Below are 21,110 nucleotides of genomic sequence, written 5' to 3'. Positions count from 1 at the left end.
TTAGCCGGAAAAGCCTGATCTCAATGGGGGCGTCTCTTAACGAGTTTGGCGGGCGGGTGCAATAGCGCGGCTCAGTCGGCTTTCGCGCCTCCACTTCAATAGCCCACTTTTAAGCACGACTGGATTGTTGAGGAACGCGCCTTCGTTAACAGCGCAGTATAGCCGATCGACTTGCCATTTTAGAGCGTATGCTCTATATCCCGTTTTAGAGCAGACGCTCCATAATAAATCGCCTTTGAACAGGTTGCGAGAATTTCCCGATGGCAAGACCCCGGCAATTCGATGAGGACAGCGTTCTAGAGGCGGCGGGCGAGATATTCTGGTCGAAGGGTTACGAAGCAACCTCGACCCGCGATCTGACCGACCGCATGGGGCTGACGCATGCAAGCCTCTACAATGCTTTCGGAGACAAGCGCGGCCTCTATCTGAAGGCGCTGAAGCATTATCTCGATCGGAACCTCCATGCCCGCATCACACGGATGGAGGCAATTTACTCGCCGGGGCTTCGCATTGTCGGCTACTTCCAGGAAGTCGTCGAGCGTTCCCTGGCCGATACCGAGCATCGCGGCTGCATGCTGGTCAACACCACCCTGGAGGCACGTTCCGACGATCTGGAAATGCGGCGTGTCGTCGCCGACGAGACGGCCGAGATCGAAGCCTTTTTTCTTCGGTCGGTCGTCGCCGCTCAGGCAAGCGGTGAAATTCCCGTAGACCTGCCGCCGGAGGACCTCGCCAAATTGCTGCTCTCGGTGCAGTTCGGTTTGCGCGCGCTTGTCCGTGTCCGGCCAGAGCGCGAATTGCTGAATGGTATCCTGCGGCCGGCAATGGCCATGCTGACCTTGCCCTGGCCGCTGCCCGAAAGCAGGCCGGACGGATAAGCCTCCGCCATAGAACCCTCTCTTCACGAAACACCGAACCGGACGCGGCAAGCTCGCTCCGAACAGAAAAGCTTTGTGCCATGTCTGCCCCCTTACGCCGTTCGAACGTCTCTCCCTCCGTCACGGAACCTGCGCCTCTCACCGCTGCCGCCTGGTATGCCACCATCGCCGGCCTCTGCGGGAGCCTCGTTGCGATCGGTCTCGCCCGCTTCGCCTATACGCCGCTGATCCCGCCGCTCATCAGCGCACATTGGTTTTCGGCCGGCGATACGGTGACGCTGGGTGCGGCCAATTTTGCCGGATACCTCGCCGGTGCCTTGCTCGGCCGGCCCCTGGCTGCCGGTCTCGGCAATCGTCTGGCGCTGCGGCTGCTGATGGTCGCCGCGACCGCGGCCTTCTTCGCCTGCGCCTTTCCGGTCTCCGTCACCTGGTTTTTTGTCTGGCGCTTCCTCTCCGGTCTTGCCGGCGGCGCCATCATGGTGCTCGTCGCGACCACCATCCTGCCGCACATCCCGGTCCCCCGACGCGGCTTCGTCAGCGGCATGATTTTCCTCGGCCTCGGTCTCGGCATCGCCGCCTCGGGAACCCTGGTGCCCGCACTGCTGCGCATCGGTCTTCGCGAAACCTGGATCGGCTTAGGGGTCCTGTCACTCATCCTGACCGCCGTCAGTTGGTTCGGCTGGCCTGCGACCAATCCGCCGGCACCGGCGGCGCACGCCGCGGCCCACCATCCCACAGCAAAGGCCGAATGGTCGCTGCGTATCCTCTATGGCCAATATGCCGCCAATGCCCTCGGCCTCGTGCCCGTCATGGTGCTGTTGGTCGACTACGTCGCCCGTGGTCTCGGCCGTGGTGCCGACATCGGAGCGGCCTGCTGGGTGCTCTATGGCGTTGCTGCCATCACCGGCCCGGTACTAACTGGCTATGCCGCAGACCGCATCGGCTTTGCCCCAGCCTATCGCGGCGCTCTGCTGCTACAGGCTGTCGGCGCCGCCACGCTGGCCACATCCGGCAATCCCTGGCTGGTCGGCTTTGCCACGGTGCTGCTTGGCATCTTCACGCCAGGCATCGTGCCGCTGGTGCTCGGCCGCATCCAGGAAATCCTGCCGCATAGCCACGTCGCCCAACGCGCCGCCTGGAGCCGGGCAACGACGGCTTTCGCTCTTTTCCAGGCGCTTGGCGGCTATGGCTATTCCTATCTCTTCATCCACACCGGCGAAAACTACGGCATCATCTTCCTTTGCGGTGCGGTGGCACTTGTCCTCGCGTTGCTGGCCGATGTCTTGAACAGCGTGAAGCGTCGGAAACACCGAGCCTCATGAAAATTGAAGCGGGCAAAGCCTGCTTCAGGCCCATGTCAGATACGGAAAGGATAGTCCGCGCACGTCAACTTCAGAGAGCAACCCTCATGACTTCAAATCGCGCCCTTGGCTATTCCACCACCCAGATCTCATTGCATTGGATCATTGCAGCGCTGGTCCTGTTTCAGCTCCTGTTCGGGGAGAGCATGACTACGGTGGTCGACGCGCAGGTAAGGGGAAACACCGTTTCGCCGGCGGATATGTCTTTGGGCACGGCGCATTATTGGGTGGGTGTCGCAGTCCTGTTGCTCGTCCTTTTGCGCCTTGCCTTGCGCGTCGCGTTCGGAACACCCAAGCCCGCCGGCGCTTCCGCGCTGCTGGTAAAACTTGCCGCCGCGGCACATTGGCTGTTCTACGCGCTTCTGCTGCTCGTTCCCCTGACCGGCCTGCTGGCCTATTATTTCTCCGATCCCTTTGGCGATATTCACGGCCTGGGCAAGCCCGCATTCATCATCCTCATCGGCCTGCATGCCGCCGGCGCCCTCTACCATCAGTTCCTCTTGAAAGACGGAACGCTGCGCCGGATGCTCGTTCCGGCGCGCTGAGCATAGCGGCCCATAGCCGTTGAGGCAGCCGGACCCTTGACATCGGCTTCCGATCGTCCGACTTCACATCTACCAGGGCGTCACCTGCTCAATTGGCAGGCGGGTGACGCGGCGTAGACCAAGGAGCAAGACCATGACCGAAGCGGCGAAAAGCACGATCGACCAGAGCGAAGTGGACCGCTTTTCAGCGATGGCGGCGGAATGGTGGAGCCCGACCGGCAAGTTCAAGCCGCTGCATAAGTTCAATCCGGTGCGGCTCGCCTATATCCGCGACCATGCCTGCGAGAATTTCGGCCGCGATCCGAAGAGCGCACGGCCACTGGAGGGCCTGCGCGTACTCGATATCGGCTGTGGCGGCGGATTGCTGTCGGAGCCGGTGGCGCGCATGGGGGCCTCGGTCGTCGGCGCCGACCCTTCCGAAAAGAACATCGGCATTGCCTCGACCCATGCGAAAGCCTCCGGCGTTCCCGTCGACTACCGCGCCGTCACAGCCGAGCAACTGGCTGAGGCCGGCGAGACATTCGATATCGTGCTGAACATGGAAGTGGTGGAGCACGTTGCCGACGTCGAATTTTTCCTTTCGACCTGCGCCAAGATGGTGCGCCCCGGCGGCCTGATGTTCGTCGCCACCATCAATCGGACGATGAAAGCAGCGGCATTGGCCATCTTCGCCGCCGAAAACGTCCTGCGCTGGCTGCCGCGCGGCACGCATCAATATGAGAAGCTTGTCCGCCCGGAAGAGATAGAGAAGCCGCTCGGCGCAAACGGCCTCGACATCATCGCCCGCACCGGCGTCTTCTATTCGCCGCTGCAGGACCGATGGAACCTGTCGAAGGACATGGACGTGAACTACATGCTGCTGGCAAAGCGGGCGGGGTGAAATCTTCTTCGCCGGTGACCGGGGGTGTCCGCTAAGCTTTCAGCGCCAGGACATGCGCCAGCAAATCGCTCTGGCCCATCGCATTTTTTGCTGCAATTTCCTTCACCCTGCTACGATCGATCGTCGCCGGATGGCCAGTGGCAGCATAGGGCTGCTTGAATGAAAACGCCGCCGCGCTCGGCCCTTCGTCGTGAAGCCGCTCCAGACGCTCGGCACCGTCTTTCCATTCCGGAATGACATCGGCATCCACCCACCACAGAACCAGCGCCGGCCAACGTTGTTTCACGTTCCAGTGCCGCGCGTGCTTCAGTGCATCGGCGTGAACGCCGTCATAGCTGAAAGCCATCAGTGATTCGATATCGGTCCAAAGAGACAGGGAAGACGGCGCTGTCGCAAAGCCGCTGCCTTCGATGAAGCGCGGGAAAACCTGCTTACCCCAACATGCCGGTCCCGGGTCTCCATCGTAACCGGAGCGGCCGATGAAGCCATGGGCGCGGGCGGCTGCCTCGAAATTTGCCGCTTCCCGCAGGCGAAATCCTTCGACTGCGGGGCTGCTATAGGGCGCAACATGCAGCCCGAAATTATACATGGCGAGATGCTTGCCGCTGGGCATCAGTTGATGTCGTCCGGCAATACCGGGATAGCGGCGATCTCGATACCCTCTTCGACCAGCGCCTGCGCCTCATCCGGCGTCGCCTTGCCGATGATGCCCCTGGCGTCCGCCTCGCCATAGTGGATCTTGCGGGCCTCTTCGGGGAATTTCGTGCCGACGTCCTCGGCATTGGCCTTGATGGCGTCGACGGCCTCCTTGAGCTTGTTCAAGGCCTCCTTGCGCGCAGTATCCATGGCAAGCGTCTGCAACTCCTCCTTCTTGCGCCCGGTGGAAACCGACGGCGCCATCAGGAGTTTGGAGATCACACCCGAATTGCAGACGGGGCAGGTCAGGAAACCGCTTGCGACCTGCCGGTCGAAATCGGCGCTTTCCGAAAACCAGCCCTCGAACTCATGGGCACTGTCACATCTCAGCGAATAGCGGATCAAGCAGCGACGCCTCCAGCCGCCGGCGTCGCGATCTTTTCCAGCGAAAACTCGCGCGCATTCTTCAGATTGGGGATCTTGTCGTGAGCAGCTTTGACAGCCGCGACGTCGATCTCGGCGATAACGACCGCCTCGCCCGTGCCGCCGGCCGATGCCAGCACCTTGCCCCAGGGATCGATGATCATCGAATGGCCGAAGGTCTCGCGGCCATCCTCATGCGTACCTGCCTGAGCGGCGGCGATGACGAACATGCCGTTTTCGATGGCGCGCGCCCGAAGCAGGATTTCCCAATGCGCCTCGCCCGTCTGCCTGGTGAAGGCGGCAGGCACCGTCATCACCTGAGCACCGGCGACAGCCTGGGCGCGGAAGAGCTGCGGAAAGCGCACGTCGTAGCAAATGGAGAAGCCGAGCTCGGCAAAGGGCAGCGACACGATGCGCGCCTCGGAGCCGGGACGATAGACCGCGCTTTCGCGCCAGCTCTCGCCATTATCGAGATCGACGTCGAACATGTGGATCTTGTCGTAGCGGCTGAGCAGCCTACCATCAGGGCCGAAGAGGAAGCCACGATTGGCGATCTTGCCGTCGTCGAGCGCGATCGCGGTCGAGCCGACATGCAGGTGAATGCCGAGTTCCTGAGCCAGCTCAGCGGCCGTCTTGACGATGATATCATTGGCTTCGTCGCGCAGCACCGCGCGCAGACCCGGCCGATCCTTCTGCACCGCCCCGGTCATTTCCGGCGTCTGCACGTAAACGGCGCCTTTAGCCGCCGCCTCGCGAACCAGCCGCGCCATATCGGCAGCGTTCTTCACCGGATCGACACCGGAGCACATCTGAATGGCGGCAGCCTTGAAGGTCATTGTTCTCTCCCCGTTTTGTCCGGTTCAGGCGGCAAGCAGCGTATCGAGCTTGCCGGCCCGGTCGAGCGCATGAATATCATCACATCCGCCGACATGCTCGCCATTGATGAAAATCTGCGGGAAGGTCGAACGACCCTTCGCCTTCGAAATCATCTCCTGGCGCAGCTCGGGCGAATAAGTGGCGTTGTGTTCGACATAATCGACGCCCTTGGAGTCGAGCAGCGCTTTTGCCCGGGCGCAATAGCCACAGAATTCACGCGTATAAATAACGACGGATGCCATGATCCACTCCGAAAAAGACAGGTTTACTGTCATATAAGATCGCCGACAGCCCTTGCAAAGGTTAAAACCGTTACGTCAGCCGCGCCGGCTTTTTTCAGCATTTTCGTCGCCGCTGCAACGGTCGCGCCGGTCGTATAGACATCATCTACCAGCACGATGCGGCGGCCAAAGACATCGCCGGCCCGGCCTTCGGGAATGGCGAAAGCGCCCCGCACATTGTCCTGACGCGCCCTCGCCCCGAGGCCGACCTGCTGCGTCGTCCGCTTGACGCGCAACAATGTCGCTGCCAGCAGCGGTTTGTCCGAAAGCCGCGCCAGGTGGCAAGCAAGTTCCGCCGCCTGATTGTATTTGCGCGAGAACAGCCGCGCCCGATGCAGCGGCACCGGAATGATGGCATCGCAGGCGGCAACGGTGCCGTCACTGGCGCGCAGCATCCAGCCGGCCATCATTGGCGCCAGATCGGTGCGGTCGCGATACTTCAATCCCAGCACGAGATCGCGCACCACCCCGTCGTGAATGGCAGCCGAGCGCAGCCGATCGAACACAGGCGGATCGGCGATCGCCTCGGCGCTCAAAATCCCCGTGCCGAGATCGTGGAAAAACGGACTGCCCAGCACCTCACAATAGGGCCGCTCGATGAAGCGGATGCCGGACCAGCAGGCGGGGCAAAGGCTGCGATGCGCCCCCGTCGACGTGCCGCAGCCGGCGCAAGCCGGCGGATAGATGAGATCGGCCAGCGCCGACCACGGCTTTATCAAGCCGGCCCGCAGCATCGATACCGTGATTTCGCGTCCCATCATCCCCATATGGTTGACACTAGCTTTTTCCCGGCGCCTTTGCGAAGGAAAACGCGCGTGGCCGCTCGGCCCCATCAATGAAATAGTGATCGCAGGAAACCGTCATGGAAATCGTCTTCGACCAATCGCTGCTCGCCGCCCGCAGGCACCGTGCGCTTGCCCAGGGAGACCACAGGGCGGCTTTCCTGCTGGAGATCGCCGCCCGCGAACTGGCCGAACGGCTTGCCGTCATCGAGCGACATTTTGACGAGGCGGTCGAACTGCACGGCGCAACCGGGATTGCCGCTCGTGAGGCCTTCGCGACCGGCAAGATCGGCCATATCAAGCGTATCGAAAGCGAGACCGGCTTTGCCGTGAGCGGCGAGGATCTGATCAAAGCTCCGTTGGAAGAGCTGCCGCTGGAAGCGGAATCCGTCAACCTGGTGCTGTCGCCGCTCAGCCTGCACCTTACCAACGATACGCCGGGTGTCTTCATCCAGATCCGCCGCGCGCTGAAGGCCGATGGCCTGTTTCTGGCTGCGATCCCCGGCTCCGGTACACTGCAGGAACTGCGCGACGTGCTGCTCGCGACGGAGATCGAGCTGACCGGTGGCGCCAGCCCACGCGTCATTCCTTTTGCCGATGTTCGCGATGTCGGCGGCTTGCTGCAGCGTGCGGGCTTCACTTTGCCGGTGATCGACGCCGAGACATATACGGTGCGCTACGACAATCTCTTTGCGCTGATGCGGGACCTGCGTGCCATGGGCATGACCAATCCGCTGGCCGACCGCAGCCGCAAGCCGCTGACGCGCGCTTTCTTCCTGCGCGCAGCCGAACTCTATGCCGAGCGCTATTCCGATCCCGATGGGAGAATAAGGGCGACTTTCTCGATCATCTACGCGTCCGGCTGGACGCCGCATGAAAGCCAGCAGAAGCCGCTGCAACCCGGCTCAGCCAAGGCACGGCTTGCCGATGCGCTGAAAGTCGAAGAGCACAAGCTGAAACAGTGAATGGATCGGACCCGGTTCGCTGACCTGGGCGAACCCGTCAATTAGCCGGCGAATTAGCGACCGTGTTGGAGATGTAATTGAACATCGCCGACAGGCTGGTGCCGAAGGCGCCGACGCCACTGATGATCGCCACCGACATCAGCGCGACGATCAGGCCATATTCGACGACCGTGGCACCGGTCTCGTCACGAAAAAAACGCCGTACGGAACGCATACGCTTCAAACCCCCAACATCTGAAAACGAGCGTATCCGGCGCCTTCATGGACCCGATAGGCTTTACCAATATAACAGTCAGCAGCCGCTGTCGGCGCCATAGCCTTGAACGATGCAGACCGAACCGGGCTCCTGCTGCAGCACGCTACGGCGGATCGTGTAACGCTTGCCGTTTTCAGTCTGCGGGATAGAGCCGGTCGTAATATTGTCGAAATCGGGCGCGCTGGCGAGCACGCTGGACTTGGATTTGTCGGAAAGCATTGGCGTCAGGATAAGCGAAAGCGCGACCGCCGCCGTTCCAAACAGCAAGGCGATATTCAACGCGCCCGTCTTGCGCGACGAGGAATATGACTGTTCTTTTTCCTGAACAGCTTTCCAGAAATCGTCGTCCATAATGTCAAGCCTTCTCTAACGCACACCCAACCGCTTGATTGAGATCATTCAATGCCAGAAGGTCATAAACGATCCCTTAATATCCACATGTAAATTAGATATGCGTTGAGTCGCGGGGCAAAGCCTGAAAAGAACTAAGCAATTGATATCGAAGACTTAATTGCAGTTAACCATGTTTAGCTGGTTGTAATTTCGGAAACAGCAACCGCGGTAACGATACCGTTATGGACGAGACGCTGCACAACTTCGCATGAAATGCCTGAAAATATCTGCAAGTGGCGCGCCGATCAAAAGATGCCGAAGTCGATGCAGACCCAGCTTCGAAGACAGGTTTATAGAATGGCGCGGTAGGCGCGCCATCGCTCAGGATGCTTTACAGAAGATCTTGCAAGAAGGGGATCAGCGGCTCGTCGGCCGGCGGCATTGGATAGTCGCGCAGCGCCTGCGGCCGCACCCACTTGATCGCCTGGCCCTCGCGGCCGTGCGGGAACCCCTCGTAACGCCGGCAGATGTAAAGAGGCATCAGCAGGTGGAAGGTTTCGTAGGTATGGCTAGCAAAGGTCAGCGGCGCCAAGCACGCGATCTTCGTCTGGATGCCGAGTTCTTCCTGAAGTTCGCGCACCAAGGTCTCTTCCGGCGTCTCGCCGGGCTCGACCTTGCCGCCTGGAAATTCCCAAAGACCGGCCAGCGATTTGCCTTCCGGCCGCTGCGCCAGAAGAATGCGGCCATCGGTGTCGATGAGCGCGCAGGCAGCGACCAGAATGATCTTACGACCGGCCTCGCTCATGCTTCACCCGCAGGGCGCCAGTAGCAATAACGATAGGCCTCGCGAAAACCGAAACGGGCATAGAGCGCCAATGCCGGTTCGTTGGAGGCGCCGACCTGAAGCCAAGCGGTCCGGGCGCTGCGCATGCGCGCCCACCGCAGCGCCGACGTCAGGATCTCGATCGCCAATCCCTTGCGCCGGTGCTCAGCCGCCACCGACACCGACATGATGCCGGCGAGGTCGTTATCCTGCACGCAAAGTGTCGTCGCCACCGGTCCGGCCTCGTCATTCTCGATGACGAAAAGGCCCGACGGCGGCTTGATCCCGCTCACCACCTCGGCCAGGGCAGGCTTGAGAATAGGATCGGCTTTATCCACCAAGAGGCTCGCGTCGACATACCGGCCGACATCATGGCTCGGCAGATGATCCAGCGTATCGGGAAGCTCGAGATCGATCAGATCGGCGGTCATGACGATGGTTTCTTCAAACCGCGTCCAGCCATGGCGCTGCAACAGCTCGATCAGCATTGGCGAGGCCAGCGGCGTCTCGCGCACCACCATTGGCCGGCCATAGGCTTCGAACTTGCGCTGCGCCTTCGTCAGCCGGATATCGAGATCGCGGCTGTCAGAGGGATCGAGCGGCACGACGCAGTTCAGCCGTTTCGACGGATGGCCCGCCGTCAACCGCACCTGCCAACTGCCATCATACTGCACGGACGAGGCAGGCCATGCCCGGAAACCAACGGCTTCGAGCCTGCGCACCAAAGGCAGCTTGTTCATCGTAGACTGCGCATGCATCGGAAGGATATCAGCTCCGGTAGTCGCCATTGATGGCAACATATTCCTTGGTGAGGTCGCAGGTCCAGACCGTCGCCCGGCCATTGCCGAGCCCAAGGTCGACTTTCACAGGAATATCCTGCTGCTTCATCACGTTGGAAGCTGCTTCCTCGGAATAGGAGGCATCGCGTTCGCCATTGACGGCGACGCGGACGTCACCGAACCAGATGGCGAGCCTGTCGCGGTCGGCCATTTCGCCGGCCTTGCCGACGGCCATGACGACGCGGCCCCAATTGGCGTCTTCGCCGGCAGCAGCGGTCTTGACCAGCGGCGAATTGGCGATCGAGAGCGCAATACGCTTGGCAGCCGCGTCATTCTCGGCGCCGGTCACGGTAATCTCGAGCATCTTGGTGGCGCCTTCGCCGTCGCGAACCACCTGGATGGCGAGATCCTTCAGGAGCTCGTTCAGCGCCGTGCGGAAAGCAACAAGCTTGGGATCATCGGCGCGTTCGATATGCGCCTGACCGTCAGCGGCGGCAGCACCGGTGGCGAACAACATCAGCGTATCCGACGTCGACGTATCGCTGTCGACCGTCATCGAATTGAAACTTGGGTCGACGCCTTCCGACAGAAGGGTCTGCAAGGCAGCGGAAGAGATGTCGGCATCGGTGACGACGAAGGACAGCATGGTCGCCATATCGGGCGCGATCATGCCGGCACCCTTGGCGATGCCGTTGATGGTGACTTTGACGCCGCCGATCTCGGCGCTGCGGGTGGCAACCTTCGGATAGGTATCCGTCGTCATGATCGCCTTGGCGGCTTCGAACCAGAAATCGCTGGTCGCATCCTTGGCCATGGTGTCGAGCACGCCGGCGAACTTGGTCGCATCCAGCGGCTCGCCGATCACGCCTGTCGAGGCGAGGTAGACTTCATTTTCGTCGCAGCCGACGGCAGCGGCCGCCGACTTGGCGGTGAGCTCGGTCGCCTGGCGGCCCTTGAGGCCGGTGAAAGCATTGGCATTGCCGGAATTGACGACGACGGCCCGGGCGCTGCCGTGCGGCAGGTTCGACCGGCAGAAATCGACGGGAGCCGACGGGCACCTCGAGCGGGTAAAGACACCCGCGACGGCCGCCGGCCTGTCGAAAACCATGAGCAGGACGTCGGTCCGGTTCTTGTATTTGATACCGGCGGATGCCGTGGTCATGCGCACGCCGCGCAAAGCCGGCATGGAAACGAAGGATTTGGGAGCGAGCGGGGAGACAGAACCGGACATGAGGCCACCTGAACGAGCATGATGCCGAAGAAAATCATCCGGCTCCAGTGAAGGGCCCGGAAAAAACCGGGCCCTGATGGTTTGACTGCTGCGACTTACTGCTGCGGCTGAGCGTCAGGGGCAACCACGTCGTCTGCCGGCGCCTGATCCTGCTGCTTCTGCGCATCATCATAGGCCTTGCTTAGCGCCGGGTCATTGATGACGACCTTCGATTCCTGCTTAGCCTTGTTCAGGAGTTCAAGATACTTGTCGCGCATGACGAGCTGACGAACCTGATCCTTCACCTGGTCGAACGGCGGCGGCGGAGCGACGCGCTTGTCTTCGACCTTGATGACGTGCCAGCCGAAGTCGGACTTCACAGGGGTCTTGGTGTAGGTGCCGACCGGCAGCGCGAAGGCTGCGTCTTCGAATTCCTTGACCATGCGGCCGCGGGCGAAATAGCCGAGATCGCCGCCGTCGCCCTTGTTCGGGTCGGTCGACTTTTCCTTGGCGAGTTCGGCAAAATCCTTGCCGGCGTCGAGTTCCTTGATGATTGCCTTGGCTTCATCCTCGGTCTTCACCAGGATGTGGCGTGCGTGGACCTCTTCCTGCTTCGGCAGGGCGGCGACTTCCTTGTCGTAGCGGGCCTTGACCTCATCGTCCTTGATCGCGTCGGCGACATGCGCCTTGAAATAGGCGTTGTGCAGCTCGCGATCGCGCAGATAGGCCATGTGCGACTGGAAGTCCGGCGTCTGGTCGAGCTTTTCGGCAGCCGCGTCCTTGGCGAGCAGCTTAACGTCGATCGAAGCCGAAAGTGCCGCGACCTTCTTCTGTTCGTCGGGAAGCTGGCCAAGCTGCGGGTCGAGGTTGGCGATCGCGAGATCGAGCTCGGACTGATGGATTTCAACATCGCCGACCTTGGCGACAACGGGATCTTTGGCGTCAGCGGCAAACACCGGCGCCTGCAAGGTGACGAATGTTGCGAATGCAACCGCAGCAAGTTTGTTGTAGCTCAACATAAAATAACCTTTCGGTGGTCTCGACCGGCTCCAAGTAATGAATCCGGTAGGAAAAGCCTTCAGCAGGAGAATGTGGCCTTTCTGTATCGGCCAATTCCCGTTGACATCAATCGACCCCCCTCTTATCTGTCACGCAACCTCGCGTCCAGAACAGTTTCCGGGCGTTTTGTGCTATACTCCCGATTTTTTCAGTGGCGGATGAAGCAGAAAACGACAGGATGAAATCTCAGAAAGGACCAGTCATATGGTCAGCCTAGGTGGAATTGCCCGCAAGTTGTTTGGCTCGTCCAACGACCGTCGCGTCAAGTCATTCCAGCCGAATGTCGTTGCGATCAACGCGCTCGAAGAACAGATGCGCGCTTTGTCTGACGAAGCCTTGGCCGCGAAGACGGTCGAGTTCCGCCAGCAGCTTGCCGACGGCAAGACGCTCGACGACCTTCTCGTCCCCGCTTTTGCCGTGGTGCGCGAGGCCTCGCGGCGCGTTCTCGGCATGCGACCTTTTGACGTACAGCTCATCGGCGGCATGATCCTGCATTCGAATGCGATCTCCGAAATGAAGACGGGTGAAGGCAAGACACTGGTCGCGACCCTGCCCGTCTACCTGAACGCGCTTGCCGGCAAGGGCGTTCACGTCGTCACCGTCAACGACTACCTGGCGCAGCGCGACAGTGGCCACATGGGCCGCATTTACGGCTTCCTCGGCCTGAGCACCGGCGTCATCATACACGGCCTGTCGGATGAAGAACGACGCGACGCCTATGCCTGCGACATCACTTACGCCACCAACAACGAACTCGGCTTCGACTATCTGCGCGACAATATGAAATACGACCGCGGCCAGATGGTGCAGCGCGGTCACAATTTTGCGATCGTCGACGAAGTGGACTCGATCCTCGTCGACGAGGCGCGCACGCCGCTCATCATTTCCGGCCCGCTCGACGACCGTTCCGATCTCTATACCACGATCGACGCCTTCATTCCGCGCCTGTCGAAGGACGATTACGAGATCGACGAGAAGCAGCGCTCGGCCAACTTCTCCGAAGACGGCACCGAAAAGCTGGAAAACATGCTGCGTGACGCTGGCTTGCTGAAGGCTGAATCGCTCTACGACGTCGAAAACGTTGCGATCGTCCACCACGTCAACAACGCCCTGAAGGCCCACAAGCTCTTCCAGCGCGACAAGGACTATATCGTCCGCAACGACGAAGTCGTCATTATCGACGAATTCACCGGCCGCATGATGCCGGGCCGCCGCTATTCGGACGGCCAGCACCAGGCGCTGGAGGCCAAGGAACGGGTGCAGATCCAGCCTGAAAACCAGACGCTGGCCCAGATCACCTTCCAGAATTACTTCCGCATGTACGGCAAGCTGGCCGGCATGACCGGTACGGCGTCGACGGAAGCGGAAGAATTCGGCAACATCTACGGCCTCGACGTGGTCGAAGTGCCGACCAACTTGCCGATCCAGCGTATCGACGAGGACGACGAAGTCTACCGTACGCACGACGAGAAGTATAAGGCGATCATCACCGAAATTCTGGACGCCCATAAGCGCGGCCAGCCGGTGCTCGTCGGCACCACCTCGATCGAAAAGTCCGAGCTTCTTGCCGACCTCATGCGCAAGCAGGGCTTCAGCAACTTCCAGGTTCTGAACGCCCGCTACCACGAGCAGGAAGCCTATATCGTTGCACAGGCCGGTGTTCCCGGCGCGGTCACGATCGCCACCAACATGGCTGGCCGCGGTACCGACATCCAGCTCGGCGGCAACCTCGATATGCGCGTCGAGCGCGATTTGGACGGGATGGAGCCCGGTCCGGAGCGCGATGCGGCAATCGCCAAGATCGCCGAAGAGATCAAGGAGCTCAAGCAGCAGGCGCTCACCGCCGGCGGTCTCTACGTTATCGCCAGCGAGCGCCATGAAAGCCGCCGCATCGACAATCAGTTGCGCGGCCGTTCCGGCCGTCAGGGCGACCCCGGCCGCTCGAAATTCTACCTGTCGCTCCAGGATGACCTGATGCGCATCTTCGGCTCCGATCGTATGGACGGCATGCTGCAGAAGCTCGGCCTCAAGGAAGGCGAAGCCATCGTCCATCCCTGGATCAACAAGGCGCTGGAACGCGCCCAGAAGAAGGTCGAAGCCCGCAACTTCGATATCCGCAAGAACGTCCTGAAGTATGACGACGTGCTGAACGATCAGCGCAAGGTCATCTTCGAGCAGCGCGTCGAGCTGATGGATGCGACGGATCTCTCCGAAACCGTCGGCGACATGCGCCACGAGGTCATCGAAGATCTGGTTTCCAAGTATATCCCCGAGCGCGCTTATGCCGAGCAGTGGGATGCCGATGGCCTGAAGACCGCGGTCGCCAACTTCTTCGATCTCGATATGCCGGTGCATGACTGGGTCAAGGAAGAAGGTATCGCCGAAGACGATATCCGCACCCGCCTGACGGAAGCAGCAGACAAGGCCGCCACGGAAAAGGCCGAGCGCTTCGGCCCTGAGATCATGACCTATGTCGAGCGCTCCATCGTGCTGCAGACGCTAGACAATCTCTGGCGTGAGCACATCGTCAACCTCGACCATCTGCGCTCCGTCATCGGCTTCCGCGGCTACGCCCAGCGCGATCCGCTGCAGGAATACAAGGCCGAGGCTTTCGAACTCTTCCAGTCGCTTCTGAACAACCTGCGCCAGGCCGTCACGGGTCAGTTGTCGCGCGTTGAACTGGTGCAGCAGCCGGCCGAGCCGCAGACGCTGCCCATGCAGGCGCGCCATATCGATGCCACGACCGGTGAAGACGAATTTGCGCCGCTGAGCCTCGTCAACGAAAACGTCGTTGCCCCGGAAAACCGCGATCCGCAGAATCCGGCGACCTGGGGCCGCATCGGCCGCAACGAGACCTGCCCCTGCGGCTCCGGCAAAAAGTATAAGCACTGCCACGGGGCTTTTGAAAGCAACGAAGTGGTTTGAGATTTCGCAATCTCTGCAATGATCAAAATGCCGCCTTCGGGCGGCATTTTTTATGCGCGATTTTGTCGGATGCCGCGGCGATAACTACTCAGCATGTGCGCCAAAACGCTTCAGCAAGAAATCGATCATGCTGCGCAGCTTCGCCGTCGGCCGACGGTCTACGGCGTATAACAGGTACATCGGTGAGGCGACGGGTGTCCATTCCGGCAGCACCTGCACGAGGCGACCTCTGGCAAGATCATCGGCAAGCATGACTTCCGGCTGAAGGACGATACCAGCGCCATTCAAGGCCGCAACGCGCAGCGCATCGCCATTGTCGGCAGACAATCGCCCGCTCACATCCGGCCGCCATTCGCCATCCGGGCCGAACAAATACCACTGGTCGCGGCGACGCCAATAAGAAAGGCCGAGGCAGTCATGCACGGACAAATCTCTGGGATGCGCGGGCGTACCCCGCCGCTCCAGATAGGCCGCTGACGCGGCCATTATCCTTCGATACGGCTGCAAAGGGCGCGCCACCAAATCGACCTGGGCGACCTCGCCTATCCGAATTGCGAGTTCGCACCCCTCTCGCGACAGGTCCGGCACCCCGTTGTCCAGCATGACGTCCACGCTCACGGCGGGATACATGGCGAGATAATCGGCAAGTGCCGGCATCAGGCGGTGACTTCCGAACGTGACGGGGGAGACGATACGCAGCAGGCCGCGAGGCTCGGATTGCAATTCGCTCGCACTGGCGTCAGCCAGTTGCACATCGGCCAGCACTTGCTTGCAGCGCTCGTAATATAGTCGGCCGATTTCGGTCAGTTGCTGACGCCGGGTGGTTCGATGCAGCAGGCGAGCTCCCAGGCGCGCTTCTATCGCCCGCACCTGCTTACCCGCCATGGTGGGAGACACGCCGGCAGCGTCGGCCGCGGCGCTGAAGCTGCCGTGCTCAACCACCCGCACGAACATCGTCATAGCGGACAACTTATCCATATTATAAACCCAATGGTTCTAAATGAATGAACATAGAGCATGTTTATTCCGGAGAAGCCAGCGGCCATAGTTCCTTTGCCTCAGCCATTCTCAAGTCGAGACGGCAGCCAAACAGGAGCTTTCCAATGCCAACAATTCACCTCGAAATGCATCCAGGCCGAACCCTCGAACAAAAGCGTGATTTCGTCCGCAAGGTCACTCAGGTCACCGCTGAGACGCTTGCTTGCCCGACGGACAGCGTGGACGTGTTGATCAGCGAGGTCCCTCGCGAACACTGGGCCAAGGGCGGTCAGCTCGTAGCGGACAAGGATGCGCCTCAGAAAATCGCAAAATGACACGGTGACGGTCCGAAGCAGACCTTTACCGACTCCGTCAACACGGCGTAGGACCTGTTTAAGCCTTCGCATCCTATCGATCCATAAGTGTCGCCTTCGGGCGGCATTTTGTTGATACGCCGGCACCGTCTTCGCACGCTTTTCGTGTATTCGAGGAACCGAATCTTAACCCCCCTCTGCGAAAACTGTCGTTAGGTTAAATCATGTTTTAAGTATTGCGTATCGACATGGCGGTCTTTCAAACAGCAGAGAAAATGCTGCCGTCCGGGCTGCGGACTGTGCTGTCGCCGTATCTGCGCAAACTCGCGCCCCTTTTCACCGGCAATGACGAAAAGGTCGTCTCGCAGCGCATGGCGCTGGTCGCTTTCGCGATCCGCATTGCCGGTGCCGCCCTTGCCTTCGTCTCACAGATCGTCCTTGCCCGAATGATGGGCCGTTTCGAATATGGCGTCTTCGTCTTCGTCTGGGTTCTGATGATCCTATTCGGCAATCTTGCCTGCCTCGGCTTCCCGACCGCCATCATTCGTTTCCTGCCGCAATATGATGCGAGCGGCGATCACGATGCCATCCGCGGTGTGACCGCCACCGCCCGCCGCTTCGTCCTGGCGGTTGCCGGCGGGCTGGCGCTGATCGGCATGGCGGCGCTCTATGCTTTCAGCGGCATGGTCGAAAACTATTACGTCACACCGATCTTTCTCGGCCTGATCGCCGTACCGATGATCGCGCTCGGCGATGTGCTGGACGGGACGGCGCGCGCCAATCACTGGCCGGTCATGGCGCTGAGCCCGACCTTCCTCATCCGCCCGACGCTGATCCTGCTGTTCATGCTGACGGCCATTCTTTCCGGCGCGGCCCATAGTGCTGTGACGGCGATGGCGGCTGCCCTTGCCGCCGCTTTCGTCACCGTCTGCTGCCAGTATCTCGCCGTCACCTTTCGCCTGCGCCGCCACTATCCCGACGGCCCGAAAACGATCGAATTCAGTGCCTGGTTTGCCGTCGCTTTCCCGGTCTTTCTGGTCGAGGGCGTCGGTTATCTCCTGACGAATTCCGATGTCGTCGTGGTCGGCATCTACCTCGATCCCGCAGAGGTCGCCGTCTATTTCGCCGCTGCCAAGATCATGGCGCTGGTGCATTTCATCTATTTCGCCGTCAAGGCCGCCATCGGCCCGCGCTTTGCCGCCATCATGGCCGAGAACGATCGGGAAAAACTAGCAGCCTTCGCCACGGAAGCCGCGCGCTGGACCTTCTTCCCGGCTCTTGCCGTCGGTCTTGTCGTGTTCGCGGCCGGGCAATTCCTGCTCTCGCTTTTCGGCGCGGCCTTTACCGAAGGCCAGGTGGTCATCGCGATCCTGCTTGCCGGCGTTCTCGCCAAGGCGCTCGTCGGTCCAGCCGAGGTGCTGCTGCTGATGGCAGACCGGCAGATGCTTTGCGTCTATCTCTATGCCGCGGCGCTGATCGCTAATATCGGCCTCAACGTCGCTCTCATTCCGCATTTCGGCATCGAAGGCGCGGCCATTGCTGCGGCCAGCGCCATGATGGTCGAGGCCGTGTTGCTGCATATCGCCGTGCGCCGCGCGTTCGGCATCGTGCTCTTCGCCCTTAGCCGCCGGCCGACGGCGCCAGCAACGAACGGGGCACTCTGACCATGGCGCGCCCTCCCTTTACCGAAAGCACAGACAGCCAAGTCAACGCTCTGACGCACACGCTCGCGGCGCTGCATTTCGAACGACCCAAGGCGGAGGCCCGCGTCGAGGTCGGACGCGCCGGCCGTGAACTCTGCCTCTATCCCGGCAAGCTCGGCTATGAGCTGCAGGACGAACTGGATTTTCTCTCCAATCGTGCCATGGAGCCGAACGTCTTCTTTTCCGGTCGCTTCCTGGCGCCTGCCATGCCGCGCCTGGAGGATCGGCAGATCCGCCTCGCTTTGATGCGCGATGAAAATGGCAGCCGGAGCCGCATGCGCTTCCTGATGCCCTTTACCGTCGACAAGCCGGGTTTTGCGATCGGTCCTTCGATTATCCGCGTCTGGTCGAATTCCTTCGGCCCGGTCGGCACGCCGCTGGTGGATGCCGAAGAGGCCGGCGAGACGCTCGACAATCTCTTCGAGGCGCTGACCCGACGTGAACTGGGCCTGCCGACCACGCTGGTACTGCCGGATATCCGGTTGAACGGCCGTTTCGCCCAGATGGCAAAAGCGGTCGCCATCGGCCGCAACCTGCCCCTCACGGTTGCCAATCCCTATCAACGGCCGATGCTCGACAGCAGCGAGGACGCGCTCGCCTATCTCAAGCGAACGATTTCGAACGCGCATCTGCGTGAAATGCGCCGCCAGTGGCGCCTCCTGGAAAATCATGGTGAGGTCGTCTACAGCGTCGCCCGCCAGCCCCGCGACATTCACCTGCGCATGGAAGAATTCATGGCGTTGGAGGCGAGCGGCTGGAAGGGCAAGAAGCGCAGCGCCTTGGTCACGGACCGCCACCATGCGGCCTTCGCCCGCGAAGCCGTCTCCAACCTCGCCGCCGTCGATGCCGTACGCATTCACACCATCGACCTCAACGGCAAGGCAATCGCCTCGATGATCGTGCTGATGATGGGCGGCGAAGCCTATACCTGGAAAACAGCCTATAACGAGGATTATGCCCGCTATTCGCCGGGCAAGCTGCTGATGGGCGAACTGACTGAATGGCATCTCGACGACGCCAACATCGTCCGTTCCGACTCCTGCGCCGTGCCGGATCATCCGATCATGAGCCGCTTCTGGCAGGAGCGCGAAGACATGGGCACGCTGATCATCGGCCTGACACAGAACGGCGACCGCGACGTCCGCCAAGTGGCAACGCAACTGCACATGTACCGCAGCACCCGCAACATGGCGAAGCTGCTGCGCGAGAAGATATTGTCGCTTACGAAGCGCTAGACATCCGGTTTGCTTCCAGAGCCTCGGCCACTGCACGATCGCGCAGCAGGCGGCGGATGACCTTGCCCGATGTCGTCAGCGGCAGGGCATCGACAAACTCGATCTCGCGCGGATATTCATGCATGGAAAGCCGCGTTTTCACCCAGTCGCGGATCTCGGCGGCCAGCACCTCGCTCGGCTCGAAGCCGGGCGCGAGAACCACATAGGCCTTGACGATTTCCGTGCGCACCGCATCCGGCTTGCCGACGGCGGCGGCCAGTTGCACGGCCGGATGACCGCCGAGACAGTCCTCGATCTCGCTAGGACCGATACGATAGCCCGACGAAGTGATGACATCGTCGTCGCGGCCGATAAAGGAAATGTAGCCGTCCGCATCCTGCCGGCCGAGATCGCCGGTCAACAGCCAGTCACCGACGAATTTCGCCTCCGTCGCCTTCTCGTCCTGCCAATAGCCGAGGAACATCACCGGATCGGGCCGCTGAATGGCGATCTGCCCGCTCTCGCCAACCGGCATCTCCCTGCCATCAACGTCGACGATCGCAACGCGATGACCGGGCACCTGCTTGCCGGTCGCCCCGCCACGGCTGACGCCGAAGGCCGCGCTGGAGGACAGAACGAAATTGCACTCCGTCTGGCCGAAAAACTCGTTGACGGTGACCCCGAGGGCGGAACGCGCCCATTCATAGGTCTCGCGCCCGAGCGCCTCACCGGCCGAACCGACGGTGCGCAATTTAAGATCGTAAAGCGCCCGGGGATTGCTGACCGACTTCAGCAGCCGCAAGGCGGTCGGCGGAATGAAGGCATTGCGCACGCCCATCTCGGCCATGATGCGAAAGGCCATATGCGCATCGAATTTCTGCGCCGGCGAGGAGACGACGGGCACGCCGAGCATGAGGCTCGGCAGCAGCGCGTTCAGCAGCCCACCCGCCCAGGCCCAATCCGACGGCGTCCAGAGCCTGTCGCCTCCTTGAGGAAAACCTTCATGGGCGAACTGCATGCCCGGAATATGCCCCGGCAAAACGCGATGGCCATGCAAGGCACCCTTCGGCGGTCCCGTGGTACCCGAGGTGAAAATCATCAGCGCCGGGGCGTCCGGCCCGGTTTCCGCCACGTCGAAAAGCGGCGGATGAGCGGCGACCAACTCTGCAAAGCCGGCGACACCCTCCCCGGCGCCGTCGATACTGATCACATGCGCCAGGTCCGGCAAGCGATCCCGGATCGGCCGCAGCCGCGACAGGCCGAACTGGTTGGTGACGATCGCCGAGGTTCCCGAAATCGCCAGCCGGTATTCCAACGCCTCGGCGCCGAAAAGCAGCGCCAGCGGCAGTGCGATCGCTCCCATCTTGTAGATGGCGACATGCGCGATGACGGTCTCGAAACTCTGCGGCAAAAGCAGCGCCACCCGATCGCCCGGCCGCACGCCGAGCGCCGTCAACGCATTGGCAAAAGCGGCGGAACGGTCCCGCAGCTCGCCATAGGTCATCGTCCGATGACTGCCGTCCGGGTTGAAATGCTCAAGGCAGACCCGGTCCGGCTCCCGCTCAGCCCAGTCATCGCAAACCGCGCGCCCGATATTGAATTTCGCCGGAATGTCCCAACGAAAATCGCGATAAAGGGCATCATAGGTGTTGCTTGGGGGCAGTTTCATACCAAAGTCCAGAAAAATGCTGCGGTGCAGCTAACACCTGTTGCGCCGCAGGTTCAAGGAAAACAATTGCGATTGTTGCCTTAGCGTCCGCGGAAATCGCCGTCTTTATTTAGCACTGCTTCAAAGCCTATTGCGAATTATTGAGCTAATCGGCGAAGCTGCGCTCCGCTAGTCTGCCTTCGATGACACATCCACTCTGCCTCCGGTCCGGCGGCGGAGC

At 61.1% G+C, this 21,110-nt stretch carries 22 protein-coding genes; 9 read left to right on the top strand and 13 right to left on the bottom strand.

Going from position 1 to position 21,110, the window contains the following annotated elements:
* Nucleotides 1–260: 260 nt before the first annotated feature.
* From GGD50_RS13665 to ubiG, 4 genes are all read left to right on the top strand, one after another.
* The gene (locus GGD50_RS13665) at nt 261–878 is read left to right on the top strand and encodes a TetR/AcrR family transcriptional regulator (RefSeq protein WP_107109402.1); all 618 of its coding nucleotides are present in this window, start codon (nt 261–263) and stop codon (nt 876–878) included.
* 80 nt (nt 879–958) lie between these two features.
* The gene (locus GGD50_RS13660) at nt 959–2,200 is read left to right on the top strand and encodes a YbfB/YjiJ family MFS transporter (RefSeq protein WP_107109403.1); all 1,242 of its coding nucleotides are present in this window, start codon (nt 959–961) and stop codon (nt 2,198–2,200) included.
* Between the two features lie 86 nt (nt 2,201–2,286).
* Nucleotides 2,287–2,784: a cytochrome b gene (locus GGD50_RS13655; protein ID WP_107109404.1), complete on the top strand. Its 498-nt coding sequence runs from the start codon at nt 2,287–2,289 to the stop codon at nt 2,782–2,784.
* Between the two features lie 133 nt (nt 2,785–2,917).
* Nucleotides 2,918–3,664, top strand: coding sequence for a bifunctional 2-polyprenyl-6-hydroxyphenol methylase/3-demethylubiquinol 3-O-methyltransferase UbiG (gene ubiG / locus GGD50_RS13650; protein WP_107109405.1), 747 nt, complete (start codon nt 2,918–2,920; stop codon nt 3,662–3,664).
* Between the two features lie 31 nt (nt 3,665–3,695).
* On the opposite strand, the gene GGD50_RS13645 is transcribed toward ubiG, so the two are convergent.
* Genes GGD50_RS13645 through GGD50_RS13625 form a run of 5 tightly spaced genes read right to left on the bottom strand, consistent with a single transcriptional unit; the run spans nt 3,696 to nt 6,647 of the window.
* Entirely contained in the window at nt 3,696–4,277 is a 582-nt protein-coding gene (locus GGD50_RS13645; RefSeq protein WP_107109406.1) for a DUF3291 domain-containing protein, read from the bottom strand.
* Nucleotides 4,277–4,705 (bottom strand): DUF1178 family protein, encoded by a 429-nt coding sequence (locus tag GGD50_RS13640; RefSeq protein WP_107109407.1) that lies wholly within the window; start codon nt 4,703–4,705, stop codon nt 4,277–4,279. Before GGD50_RS13640 ends, GGD50_RS13645 begins: the two co-directional genes overlap by 1 nt.
* Nucleotides 4,702–5,559 carry a carbon-nitrogen hydrolase family protein gene (locus GGD50_RS13635; protein ID WP_107109408.1) on the bottom strand — a complete coding sequence of 286 codons (858 nt, stop codon included), beginning with the start codon at nt 5,557–5,559 and terminating at the stop codon, nt 4,702–4,704. The genes GGD50_RS13640 and GGD50_RS13635 overlap by 4 nt, the downstream gene beginning before the upstream one ends.
* Before the next feature lie 24 nt (nt 5,560–5,583).
* Nucleotides 5,584–5,841, bottom strand: a complete 258-nt coding sequence (gene grxC / locus GGD50_RS13630) for a glutaredoxin 3 (RefSeq protein ID WP_107109409.1) — start codon at nt 5,839–5,841, stop codon at nt 5,584–5,586.
* Nucleotides 5,842–5,870: 29 nt separating this feature from the next.
* Entirely contained in the window at nt 5,871–6,647 is a 777-nt protein-coding gene (locus tag GGD50_RS13625; RefSeq protein ID WP_107109410.1) for a ComF family protein, read from the bottom strand.
* 95 nt (nt 6,648–6,742) lie between these two features.
* On the opposite strand from GGD50_RS13625, the gene GGD50_RS13620 reads away from it, so the two are divergent.
* Complete coding sequence (locus GGD50_RS13620; protein ID WP_107109411.1) at nt 6,743–7,627, top strand: methyltransferase domain-containing protein; 885 nt, start codon at nt 6,743–6,745, stop codon at nt 7,625–7,627.
* Nucleotides 7,628–7,664: 37 nt separating this feature from the next.
* Here the strand turns inward: GGD50_RS13620 and GGD50_RS13615 are convergent, their stop codons facing one another.
* The 6 genes from GGD50_RS13615 to GGD50_RS13590 form a co-directional block, all read right to left on the bottom strand.
* The gene (locus tag GGD50_RS13615) at nt 7,665–7,841 is read right to left on the bottom strand and encodes a Flp family type IVb pilin (protein ID WP_107109412.1); all 177 of its coding nucleotides are present in this window, start codon (nt 7,839–7,841) and stop codon (nt 7,665–7,667) included.
* 78 nt (nt 7,842–7,919) lie between these two features.
* Nucleotides 7,920–8,234, bottom strand: a complete 315-nt coding sequence (locus GGD50_RS13610) for a hypothetical protein (protein WP_028754944.1) — start codon at nt 8,232–8,234, stop codon at nt 7,920–7,922.
* A 373-nt stretch (nt 8,235–8,607) separates the two neighbouring features.
* Complete coding sequence (gene mutT / locus GGD50_RS13605; RefSeq protein WP_107109413.1) at nt 8,608–9,021, bottom strand: 8-oxo-dGTP diphosphatase MutT; 414 nt, start codon at nt 9,019–9,021, stop codon at nt 8,608–8,610.
* Nucleotides 9,018–9,827 (bottom strand): GNAT family N-acetyltransferase, encoded by an 810-nt coding sequence (locus GGD50_RS13600; protein WP_181316100.1) that lies wholly within the window; start codon nt 9,825–9,827, stop codon nt 9,018–9,020. Before GGD50_RS13600 ends, mutT begins: the two co-directional genes overlap by 4 nt.
* Nucleotides 9,808–11,049, bottom strand: coding sequence for a bifunctional glutamate N-acetyltransferase/amino-acid acetyltransferase ArgJ (gene argJ, locus GGD50_RS13595; RefSeq protein ID WP_107109414.1), 1,242 nt, complete (start codon nt 11,047–11,049; stop codon nt 9,808–9,810). Before argJ ends, GGD50_RS13600 begins: the two co-directional genes overlap by 20 nt.
* 95 nt (nt 11,050–11,144) lie before the next feature.
* The gene (locus tag GGD50_RS13590) at nt 11,145–12,047 is read right to left on the bottom strand and encodes a peptidylprolyl isomerase (RefSeq protein WP_107109415.1); all 903 of its coding nucleotides are present in this window, start codon (nt 12,045–12,047) and stop codon (nt 11,145–11,147) included.
* A gap of 244 nt (nt 12,048–12,291) precedes the next feature.
* On the opposite strand from GGD50_RS13590, the gene secA reads away from it, so the two are divergent.
* Nucleotides 12,292–15,012: a preprotein translocase subunit SecA gene (gene secA, locus GGD50_RS13585; protein WP_107109416.1), complete on the top strand. Its 2,721-nt coding sequence runs from the start codon at nt 12,292–12,294 to the stop codon at nt 15,010–15,012.
* Nucleotides 15,013–15,096: 84 nt separating this feature from the next.
* Here secA and GGD50_RS13580 read toward each other — a convergent pair whose 3' ends face one another.
* Entirely contained in the window at nt 15,097–15,990 is an 894-nt protein-coding gene (locus tag GGD50_RS13580; RefSeq protein ID WP_107109417.1) for a LysR family transcriptional regulator, read from the bottom strand.
* 26 nt (nt 15,991–16,016) lie between these two features.
* Between GGD50_RS13580 and GGD50_RS13575 the strand changes: the two genes are divergently transcribed.
* The 3 genes from GGD50_RS13575 to GGD50_RS13565 all read left to right on the top strand — a co-directional run bounded on the left by GGD50_RS13575 (nt 16,017) and on the right by GGD50_RS13565 (nt 19,242).
* A complete protein-coding gene (locus GGD50_RS13575) occupies nt 16,017–16,325 on the top strand; it encodes a 4-oxalocrotonate tautomerase (protein ID WP_280951175.1) in 309 nt (102 codons plus the stop codon).
* Nucleotides 16,326–16,552: 227 nt separating this feature from the next.
* Nucleotides 16,553–17,968 carry a lipopolysaccharide biosynthesis protein gene (locus GGD50_RS13570; RefSeq protein WP_107109488.1) on the top strand — a complete coding sequence of 472 codons (1,416 nt, stop codon included), beginning with the start codon at nt 16,553–16,555 and terminating at the stop codon, nt 17,966–17,968.
* A gap of 2 nt (nt 17,969–17,970) precedes the next feature.
* Nucleotides 17,971–19,242 carry a GNAT family N-acetyltransferase gene (locus GGD50_RS13565; RefSeq protein ID WP_107109419.1) on the top strand — a complete coding sequence of 424 codons (1,272 nt, stop codon included), beginning with the start codon at nt 17,971–17,973 and terminating at the stop codon, nt 19,240–19,242.
* Here GGD50_RS13565 and GGD50_RS13560 read toward each other — a convergent pair.
* On the bottom strand, nt 19,229–20,890 hold the full coding sequence (locus GGD50_RS13560; protein WP_107109420.1) for an AMP-binding protein: 1,662 nt from the start codon (nt 20,888–20,890) through the stop codon (nt 19,229–19,231). The genes GGD50_RS13565 and GGD50_RS13560 overlap by 14 nt on opposite strands.
* Between the last annotated feature and the right edge of the window lie 220 nt (nt 20,891–21,110).

The organism is Martinezella paranaensis (assembly GCF_014200235.1).
Lineage (GTDB): Bacteria > Pseudomonadota > Alphaproteobacteria > Rhizobiales > Rhizobiaceae > Rhizobium > Rhizobium paranaense.
The sequence above is the reverse complement of the archived record's forward strand: the minus strand, read 5'-3'. Positions and strand labels throughout refer to the sequence as shown.

What these genes read in the sequence shown, in the direction of transcription:
- GGD50_RS13570 (WP_107109488.1), top strand. Translation starts at nt 16,553, where the DNA reads ATGGCGGTCTTTCAAACAGCAGAGAAAATGCTGCCGTCCGGGCTGCGG.
- mutT (WP_107109413.1), bottom strand. Translation starts at nt 9,021, where the DNA reads ATGAGCGAGGCCGGTCGTAAGATCATTCTGGTCGCTGCCTGCGCGCTC.
- GGD50_RS13580 (WP_107109417.1), bottom strand. Translation starts at nt 15,990, where the DNA reads ATGGATAAGTTGTCCGCTATGACGATGTTCGTGCGGGTGGTTGAGCAC.
- GGD50_RS13615 (WP_107109412.1), bottom strand. Translation starts at nt 7,841, where the DNA reads ATGCGTTCCGTACGGCGTTTTTTTCGTGACGAGACCGGTGCCACGGTC.
- GGD50_RS13600 (WP_181316100.1), bottom strand. Translation starts at nt 9,827, where the DNA reads ATGGCGACTACCGGAGCTGATATCCTTCCGATGCATGCGCAGTCTACG.
- grxC (WP_107109409.1), bottom strand. Translation starts at nt 5,841, where the DNA reads ATGGCATCCGTCGTTATTTATACGCGTGAATTCTGTGGCTATTGCGCC.
- GGD50_RS13620 (WP_107109411.1), top strand. Translation starts at nt 6,743, where the DNA reads ATGGAAATCGTCTTCGACCAATCGCTGCTCGCCGCCCGCAGGCACCGT.
- GGD50_RS13625 (WP_107109410.1), bottom strand. Translation starts at nt 6,647, where the DNA reads ATGGGGATGATGGGACGCGAAATCACGGTATCGATGCTGCGGGCCGGC.
- GGD50_RS13665 (WP_107109402.1), top strand. Translation starts at nt 261, where the DNA reads ATGGCAAGACCCCGGCAATTCGATGAGGACAGCGTTCTAGAGGCGGCG.
- GGD50_RS13590 (WP_107109415.1), bottom strand. Translation starts at nt 12,047, where the DNA reads ATGTTGAGCTACAACAAACTTGCTGCGGTTGCATTCGCAACATTCGTC.
- secA (WP_107109416.1), top strand. Translation starts at nt 12,292, where the DNA reads ATGGTCAGCCTAGGTGGAATTGCCCGCAAGTTGTTTGGCTCGTCCAAC.
- argJ (WP_107109414.1), bottom strand. Translation starts at nt 11,049, where the DNA reads ATGTCCGGTTCTGTCTCCCCGCTCGCTCCCAAATCCTTCGTTTCCATG.
- GGD50_RS13575 (WP_280951175.1), top strand. Translation starts at nt 16,017, where the DNA reads ATGAACATAGAGCATGTTTATTCCGGAGAAGCCAGCGGCCATAGTTCC.
- GGD50_RS13610 (WP_028754944.1), bottom strand. Translation starts at nt 8,234, where the DNA reads ATGGACGACGATTTCTGGAAAGCTGTTCAGGAAAAAGAACAGTCATAT.
- GGD50_RS13635 (WP_107109408.1), bottom strand. Translation starts at nt 5,559, where the DNA reads ATGACCTTCAAGGCTGCCGCCATTCAGATGTGCTCCGGTGTCGATCCG.
- ubiG (WP_107109405.1), top strand. Translation starts at nt 2,918, where the DNA reads ATGACCGAAGCGGCGAAAAGCACGATCGACCAGAGCGAAGTGGACCGC.
- GGD50_RS13560 (WP_107109420.1), bottom strand. Translation starts at nt 20,890, where the DNA reads ATGAAACTGCCCCCAAGCAACACCTATGATGCCCTTTATCGCGATTTT.
- GGD50_RS13660 (WP_107109403.1), top strand. Translation starts at nt 959, where the DNA reads ATGTCTGCCCCCTTACGCCGTTCGAACGTCTCTCCCTCCGTCACGGAA.
- GGD50_RS13645 (WP_107109406.1), bottom strand. Translation starts at nt 4,277, where the DNA reads ATGCCCAGCGGCAAGCATCTCGCCATGTATAATTTCGGGCTGCATGTT.
- GGD50_RS13655 (WP_107109404.1), top strand. Translation starts at nt 2,287, where the DNA reads ATGACTTCAAATCGCGCCCTTGGCTATTCCACCACCCAGATCTCATTG.
- GGD50_RS13565 (WP_107109419.1), top strand. Translation starts at nt 17,971, where the DNA reads ATGGCGCGCCCTCCCTTTACCGAAAGCACAGACAGCCAAGTCAACGCT.